Annotated in this window: 7 protein-coding genes; 5 read left to right on the top strand and 2 right to left on the bottom strand. The window is 65.8% G+C overall.

What is annotated here, in order from left to right; genetic code table 11:
- Window positions 1–372: 372 nt before the first annotated feature.
- Window positions 373–1,089 carry a DUF599 domain-containing protein gene (locus tag ACM43_RS04210; protein ID WP_271538234.1) on the bottom strand — a complete coding sequence of 239 codons (717 nt, stop codon included), beginning with the start codon at window positions 1,087–1,089 and terminating at the stop codon, window positions 373–375.
- A 135-nt stretch (window positions 1,090–1,224) separates the two neighbouring features.
- Between ACM43_RS04210 and ACM43_RS04205 the strand changes: the two genes are divergently transcribed.
- From ACM43_RS04205 to ACM43_RS04190, 4 genes are all read left to right on the top strand, one after another.
- Entirely contained in the window at window positions 1,225–1,887 is a 663-nt protein-coding gene (locus ACM43_RS04205) for a glutathione S-transferase family protein (protein WP_271538232.1), read from the top strand.
- Window positions 1,888–2,161: 274 nt separating this feature from the next.
- Window positions 2,162–2,365, top strand: coding sequence for a hypothetical protein (locus ACM43_RS04200; RefSeq protein WP_085969273.1), 204 nt, complete (start codon window positions 2,162–2,164; stop codon window positions 2,363–2,365).
- Between the two features lie 155 nt (window positions 2,366–2,520).
- Window positions 2,521–3,522 carry a hypothetical protein gene (locus tag ACM43_RS04195; RefSeq protein WP_271538230.1) on the top strand — a complete coding sequence of 334 codons (1,002 nt, stop codon included), beginning with the start codon at window positions 2,521–2,523 and terminating at the stop codon, window positions 3,520–3,522.
- A 42-nt stretch (window positions 3,523–3,564) separates the two neighbouring features.
- A complete protein-coding gene (locus tag ACM43_RS04190; protein WP_036015220.1) occupies window positions 3,565–4,005 on the top strand; it encodes a DUF1489 family protein in 441 nt (146 codons plus the stop codon).
- On the opposite strand, the gene panC is transcribed toward ACM43_RS04190, so the two are convergent.
- Complete coding sequence (gene panC, locus ACM43_RS04185) at window positions 4,002–4,853, bottom strand: pantoate--beta-alanine ligase (protein ID WP_271538227.1); 852 nt, start codon at window positions 4,851–4,853, stop codon at window positions 4,002–4,004. The two genes, ACM43_RS04190 and panC, sit on opposite strands and share 4 nt — an antisense overlap.
- Window positions 4,854–5,136: 283 nt before the next feature.
- Between panC and ACM43_RS04180 the strand changes: the two genes are divergently transcribed.
- Entirely contained in the window at window positions 5,137–6,060 is a 924-nt protein-coding gene (locus ACM43_RS04180) for a division plane positioning ATPase MipZ (protein WP_271538225.1), read from the top strand.
- The last annotated feature ends 266 nt before the right edge of the window (window positions 6,061–6,326 follow it).

Below are 6,326 nucleotides of genomic sequence, written 5' to 3'. Positions count from 1 at the left end.
GTGCATATGAGGGCAGCGAGACGAAGCAAAGCTCGGGCGAAATGCGCTGCGAGAATGCGAAGGCGCGTCTGCGAATCGAAACGCAAGAGAGAAGAACGACGCTGCTACCTCGTACTCCGTCATTGCGAGCGCAGCGAAGCAATCCAGAATCCCTCCGCGGCGGGAATCTGGATTGCTTCGTCGCAAGGGCTCCTCGCAACGACGAGGAGGAGAGTGCGAGCGCTACACGCTCTCGTGCCCCGGACGCAGCGCAGCGTCACTTCGACGGTGCGCTGCAGAGCCGGGGCCCATGTCTCCGAGCAATCCGTGTGGCGTTGGGTCCCGGCTCGGCGAAGCAGCGCTTCGCGCTGCATCGCGTCCGGGACACGTGCCTCAATGACCGCGCTTGATTCCCTCATCACCCTTCACCGCCTCCGGTGCCATCGCGGCCCAGGCGCTGGACGCGAACTGCCGGCGCCAGGTCACGACCACGACCGCTGCCGTGGTCACGAACAGCACCCAGGGGCTGACGAACCAGCCGAGATAGCCGAGCGCAAAGAAGAAGGCGCGCTGACCGCGGTTGAAGTGGCGGCCGGCGGATTCGAACAGGCGCGAGGTGCGGATGACATGGGCTTCGGCCTCGGGGGTGTCGCGCTGCGAGGCCGGCGGCATACCGCCGAACAGGATGGCGACATAGTTGAACAGGCGATAGGCCCAGGCGAATTTGAAGAAGGCGTAGACGCAGATCAGCACCAGGCCGACGCATTTCAGCTCCCACAAAGCGGGCGAGGTGCTGAGGTCGATCGGCAGTTTGCTCAAAATCGTGATCGCGTCGTTGGTGGCGTGCAGCAGCGCCAGCGCGCCGCCGAGCGCGAACAGGCTGGTGGAGGCGAAGAAGGCGGTGCCGCTCTGCAGCGAGGCCATGATCTGCATGTCAACCATCCGCGTCTCGCGCTCGAGCAGCCGGCGCACCCAGACCTCGCGATAACGGTTCATGCGCGCCGACAGGCTGTCGCGGCCATAGGCCGAGTGCTCCAGCGTCAAGGCATAGGCCAGCCATTCGATGATGAAGAAGCCGACGGCGGTAATGTCGACCCAATGCCTGCTCATGTCGGTCTCATGTCTGTCTCTTGGCAAGGATCGCAACGATTGCCACGCAGGAGAGGACGCAGCAACGATTGATTGGCGGCAGGCGATGGCGCTAAAAGCGGCTGCAACTGCAGGACTCAACGAAGGACCAGTGACATGGCTGCGCTGAAACTCGCGATCGGCAACAAGAACTACTCGTCATGGTCGATGCGGCCCTGGCTCGCGCTCCGCGCCAACGACATCCCGTTCGTGGAGACGTTGATCCCGCTCTACACCGACGATCCCGCCGACAAGGCGCAGATCCTGTCCTTCAGCCGCGCCGGCAAGGTGCCCGTGCTGGTCGACGGCGACGTCACCGTGTGGGATTCGCTTGCCATCATCGAGTACGTCGCCGAGCGCTATCCGGAAGCGAAGCTCTGGCCTGAGGACGTCGCCGCGCGCGCGCATGCCAGGTCGGTATGCGCCGAAATGCATTCCGGCTTTGTGGCGCTGCGCAACGAATGCGGCATGAACCTGCATCGGCCGATCCGCGCCGTGGCGCTGTCGGCGGATGCCAAGGCGAACATCGCGCGCATCGAGGAGATCTGGCGCGAGTGCCGCACCCGCTATGGCGCACAGGGACCGTTCCTGTTCGGCCGTTTCGGTGCGGCGGACGCCATGTATGCCCCCGTTGTGCACCGCTTTCGCACCTACGCGATCGATGTGGCGCCGGACGCCAGGGCCTACATGGAGACCATGATGGCGCTGCCGGCGTTCCAGGAATGGACCCGGGATGCACTGGCCGAAACGCTCGTCATAGCCAAGTTCGAGGACGCCTGAGCGGCAGTCCGACCGGCGCCGGCCGGAGGCGGGGACGCCAGCCGATCGGAGGAGGGTGCGACAGGCCTGCGACATGTCGGCGGAATAAGCAGCTCCGCTGGTATCATCGCCCCACCGGCTGCCCCGTTATCATCCTGAAATAACTGCAAAAATTGTGCGCGGGCCATGCCGGCATGGCGCTGGCCAAAAGCATCGGACGCGTGCTATACACCCGCCCGGGTTTCCGGCCGGCCCTCGCAGTGGGACACTGGGCGAGGCGGGCGCTGTTTGAGTAATGGAGAGGGTGTTGAAGCACAAATTCCCCGTGGGAACGCGCGTCCTGTTCACGGCCAGCAATGTCGCGCGTCCGGCTGCGAGCGGCGCGTATGAGGTCATCCGTCTGCTCCCGACCGAAGGCGACGACTGCCAGTATCGGATCAAAAGCTCGACCGAAGCCTTCGAGCGCGTCGCCAAGGAAAGCCAGCTCGCGCTCTCCTGAAGGCTGACGCCGTCAGTGCATAGGCGCCTCCCGGGAATTGTACTCTGCCGCCGTCAAAAGGCCCGCTTCACCTTCACAAGGGTGGGCGGGGCAGTTGCCGACTCGCGGTGCTCGCTTGACCATCCGCTCTTTGCTCGCGTGAGGGGACGTCGCGCATGAACTGGGCATGGGCCACTTCGCTCGACCAAATCTGGCTCTCGCCGGCCTTCCCGATTTGGATGACCCTGGCGGCTGCCGGATTCTTCGGATTGATTCTGCTGATCACGCTGTTGCGCGCCGACAGATCGGTCGCGAATGGCGCGCTGACCGTCATTACCCTGCTATCCATCGCGATCGCCGGCGCAGCCACGGTGCGTCTCTATGGACCGGACGCGCCGTCCGCTCCGGCCGAAGCGCGCGCGCAAGCTGTGGTGAGCGCGAGTCTGCCTGCGCTGTCCTGTCTCGACGATCTCGCCGGCGATGCCGTTGGCGCCGGCTGCGAGAAGGCGCTGTTCGGCGCGCCTGACGCTGCGGCCGCGGCGGTCTCCTACACCGCCGCCAGGATCGACCGCCTGACCGGGCTCGGCGATGTCGCCACGGCGGAGAAGAGCCTGACCCTCGACATGAAGGTGCTGCGCAAGTCGCTCGAGCGGGATCGTTACGGTCTCGTTGCACATGTGCTGGTGGCGCGCGACGGCTGCACGCAGTTCGATTGCGCTGCGTTCCGCTCGCTGACCGACCAGCAGCAGGTTGCCGCCAACATGGACTCCCATCTCTACGAGACCCTGGTCGCGCGCTATGCGCCGACCTGGAACGCGCCCGCAGCAGCCTCAGCGGCGATGCCCGCCAACGCCGCGCTCGCCGGACTGCCGCCGTCAATGCCGACGGGCAGGCCGACCAATGCCGAGTTCCCGAGCGCGTCCTCGACGCCGCCGGTGAGCATCATGAATCCGGAGCCCACGGCGGCGACCCGCCAGGCCGCGCCGGCCGCAAATGCGGCGGCAGCACCGCGTGCGCCGGCCGCGGCCTCCGCACAGGCCGCAGCGCCTCCGGCATCGAGCCCGCCGGCTGCGAAGAAGCCGCCGCCCCAAAAGGCTGCGCGTGCGCCTGCGGCGCCGGTTCCGCTCGCGCCGCCGCCGGCCTCGACCGCCGCTCCCGCGCCTGCGGATAACGAGTAGATCGGCATTCCAAATGCTGGGTTGCCCGGCTAATGCTTGGGCATGCCACTCCATCTGATCAAGCTCGCCGTCGGCTGCGACTCCGTCAAGGAATTGAAGGAGTGGGTGGCCGAACGGATGCAGACCGCCAAGAAGAAGGGTCTGCCGCAACATCACATCCACATCACCCGCATGGTGCCCAAGCGCGACGCCGAGATCCTCGCCGGCGGCTCGCTCTACTGGGTGATCAAGGGCGAGATTGCCGCGCGCGAAAAGATCATCGGCATCGAGCCGTTCCGCGACAAGGACGGCATCGGGCGCTGCCGGATCGTGATGCAGCCGAAAGTGATCTCGGTCTCGCCGCGGCCGATGCGCCCGTTCCAGGGCTGGCGCTATCTGACCGACGATTCCGTGCCGGCCGATCTCGGCAAGTCCGCGGCCGGCTCGATTGCGGCGATGCCGGAGCCGATGCGGCGCGAGCTGCGTGACCTCGGACTGCTCTAAACAGCCATATTGTCGATCAGCCGGGTGGTGCCGAGCTTGGCCGCGACCAGGATCCGCAAGGGGCCGTCCTTGCGCGAGGTGACCGGTGCCAGCGTCTCGGCATGGCGGACCTCGTAATAGTCGAGCACCAAGCCGGCCGCCTTGATCATCTCCGCACCGCCGGCCATCGCCGGCGCGATCGAATCGCCGGCACGGATGCGCCCGGCGCTCTCTCTCATGGCGCGGTAGAGGACAATGGCGGTCTGGCGCTCCTCGGGCGAGAGGTAGACGTTGCGCGAGGACATCGCGAGTCCGTCGCGCTCGCGCACGGTGCGGGAGCCGATCACCTTGACGCCGAGGTCGAGGTCGCGCGCCATCTGCGTCACCACGCGCAATTGCTGGAAATCCTTTTCGCCGAAGATCGCGACATCCGGCCGGACTTGCGTGAACAGCTTGCCGACGACAGTGGCGACACCGCCGAAGAAGTGCGCGCGGAAGCGGTCCTCGAGGCCGGCGAGCGCCGGCCCCTCCGGCACGATGCGGGTGGCAAACCCCTCCGGATACATGGCCGCGACGCCCGGGTGCCAGACGATATCGACGTCCTCGGCCGCGAGCTTGGCGATGTCTGCCTTCCAGGTGCGCGGATAGGCGCCGAAATCCTCGGTCGGAGCGAACTGGGTCGGGTTGACGAAGATCGATACCACGACGCGGCTGGCGCGCCGCTTGGCGAGGCGAACCAGCGACACATGCCCGTCATGGAGCGCCCCCATGGTCGGGACCAGCGCGATCGTGGCCTTTCGCTTGCGGAGATGGTCGACGGCGCGTCGCAGGGCAGGGACCGTGCGGGCGATCAATGGGCTTGCTGACATCGGGACTCGACGATTGGGAAGGGGCGCAGGTGCGGGCGTCGCCCCCGGCCGGCTAACCTTAACAAGCGGAGATCGTGGACGCCATGCATCCGGATGCGGCACAGCATCCCGCGCAAGGCGGCGTAGAACGTCGCGACGTTGTGGACTGGTTCACAGACGAAAGACGGCGCCGCGATACATCGTGAAGAACGGCGCATTGCAATTTGCATTTCCTGTCACGCATTTCACTTGACCGGTGACGCGGTCAACTCGAAGATATTCGCAAGGGGTGTTGAGGATCGCCATGCTTGTGCAGGCTAGCCAAGGCCAATCCGGCTCGGCGCACGTGGTCGTGCTGGGCAACGAGAAGGGCGGCTCCGGCAAATCGACCACGGCCTTGCACATCGCCGTTGCGCTTCTGAAGGCCGGCCAGCGCGTTGCCACCATCGACCTCGACTGCCGCCAGCAGAGCTTCACGCGCTACATCGGCAACCGGTCCGCCTGGGCGCAACGTACCAAGCTCGACCTCGAGCTTCCGGTGCATCGCTGCATCAAGCTCGGCGAGACCATGCAGATTGCCGAGAACGAGAATTCCGAGTTCCAGCAGTTCATGGAAGCCGTCTCCGCGGTCGAGAGCAGCTTCGACTTCATCGTTATCGATACGCCCGGCACCGACAGCTATCTGATGCGGCTCGCGCATTCGATGGCCGACACCCTGGTCACGCCGATCAACGACAGCTTCCTCGATTTCGACGTGCTCGGCACCGTCGATCCCGCGACTTACGCAGTGACGGGCGAGAGCCACTACGCCGAGATGGTGCGTGATGTCAGGCGCAAGCGACGCCAGCTCGACGGCGCGACCACCGACTGGATCGTCGTGCGCAACCGCCTGTCGATGCTCGGCTCGCGCAACAAGCAGCTCGTCGGCGAGGGCCTGAAGGATCTGTCGCTGCGGCTCGGCTTCCGCTACGTCGATGGCTTCGCCGAGCGCGTCGTGTACCGCGAATTCTTCCCGCGGGGTCTGACCGCCCTGGACGATATCGACGAGGCCACGCTGGGCATGCGGCCCAATCTCGGCCATCTCACCGCGCGGGAGGAGGTGACGAGCCTGCTCCGCCAGCTCAAGCTCCCGCTCGACGAGCGCGGCCGCCGCCGCGCGGCCAACCGGGCCGAGTGGTTCAGCCAGGTCGACAAGCCGCTCGAGGTCCACGATATCCTTGGCGCCTGACCTCGCGGTATAAGGCTACTCCCGGCCGATCCGGGCCTTCGGCTGGCGCGGGAACCGGGACTGCGCCGCGTGCGTTTTCACCCTGCGTTTACCGCGAGTCGAACCCGATCAAGACCGGTTGCGTCGAATAGGGACCTGCACCCTCACGTAGCGGTATGAGAATGGGGTGCTCACCGAACGAGTGCAACGCACAATGAAAGGGCTGCCGGTTCACAACATTTAGCCTTCCTGTCACGCTGCTGTGACATATATTAGGGAATAGGCGA

It is taken from the genome of Bradyrhizobium sp. CCBAU 45321, assembly GCF_028128975.1.
Taxonomy (GTDB): Bacteria; Pseudomonadota; Alphaproteobacteria; order Rhizobiales; family Xanthobacteraceae; genus Bradyrhizobium; species Bradyrhizobium yuanmingense.
This window is presented reverse-complemented; position numbering and strand designations above follow the sequence as displayed.

What these genes read in the sequence shown, in the direction of transcription:
- ACM43_RS04205 (WP_271538232.1), top strand. Translation starts at nt 1,225, where the DNA reads ATGGCTGCGCTGAAACTCGCGATCGGCAACAAGAACTACTCGTCATGG.
- ACM43_RS04200 (WP_085969273.1), top strand. Translation starts at nt 2,162, where the DNA reads ATGGAGAGGGTGTTGAAGCACAAATTCCCCGTGGGAACGCGCGTCCTG.
- ACM43_RS04210 (WP_271538234.1), bottom strand. Translation starts at nt 1,089, where the DNA reads ATGAGCAGGCATTGGGTCGACATTACCGCCGTCGGCTTCTTCATCATC.
- ACM43_RS04195 (WP_271538230.1), top strand. Translation starts at nt 2,521, where the DNA reads ATGAACTGGGCATGGGCCACTTCGCTCGACCAAATCTGGCTCTCGCCG.
- ACM43_RS04180 (WP_271538225.1), top strand. Translation starts at nt 5,137, where the DNA reads ATGCTTGTGCAGGCTAGCCAAGGCCAATCCGGCTCGGCGCACGTGGTC.
- panC (WP_271538227.1), bottom strand. Translation starts at nt 4,853, where the DNA reads ATGTCAGCAAGCCCATTGATCGCCCGCACGGTCCCTGCCCTGCGACGC.
- ACM43_RS04190 (WP_036015220.1), top strand. Translation starts at nt 3,565, where the DNA reads ATGCCACTCCATCTGATCAAGCTCGCCGTCGGCTGCGACTCCGTCAAG.